This window comes from Staphylococcus sp. EG-SA-2, from assembly GCF_017152085.1.
In genome coordinates this window covers 1-670 of the sequence record NZ_JACYHC010001153.1, presented here as the reverse complement: position 1 = coordinate 670, position 670 = coordinate 1, and the positions used below count along the sequence as shown (strand labels likewise).

The 670-nt window shown below is 35.1% G+C and carries 1 pseudogene; it reads left to right on the top strand.

The features are described 5' to 3' along the window. Window positions 1-354: pseudogene (locus IDG60_RS19090) on the top strand (aromatic acid exporter family protein); the annotation flags it as partial. Window positions 355-670 lie beyond the last annotated feature (316 nt).

Sequence of the window (670 nt, the reverse complement as noted above, 5' to 3'; positions counted from 1 at the left end):
CGTGATGAATTAAGCTATCATAAGAAAAAAGAATGTGATTGGAAATTACTCAATCAATTAACTAAACGTGCATATACGAATCGTTTGTTTATCACTCATTTATCAAATATCATTTACTTACCTAAAAATACTCGTGTTAACTTTTCAGGTGACGAAAAAATGGCATTGCTAAAAATTAGTAGTAGCATCAAAGATATATTTTATGATGGTTCTTTTAAGAGAGAAGATGATTCTGTAGAAACTTTACGTTCGACAATAAAAGCACTTGAAATTAGTGGTGAAAATCAAATTAAAAGTCATATACTATACGAAGTTCTAATGATTTATCGACTGCTAGACAGCAGATATGCTTAATTTAAGTACCTTATACTAATTGGCACCATGGGAGTGGGACAGAAATGATATTTTCGTAAAATTTATTTCGTCGTCCCACCCCAACTCGCATTGCCTGTAGAATTTCTTTTCGAAATTCTCTGTGTTGGGGCCCACACCCCAACTTGCATTGTCTGTTGAAATTGGGAATCCAATTTCTCTTTGTTGGGGCCCACACCCCAACTTGCATTGTCTGTAGAAATTGGGAATCCAATTTCTCTTTGTTGGGGCCCCTGACTAGAATTGAAAAAAGCTTGTTACAAGCGCATTTTCGTTCAGTCAACTACTGCCAATATAA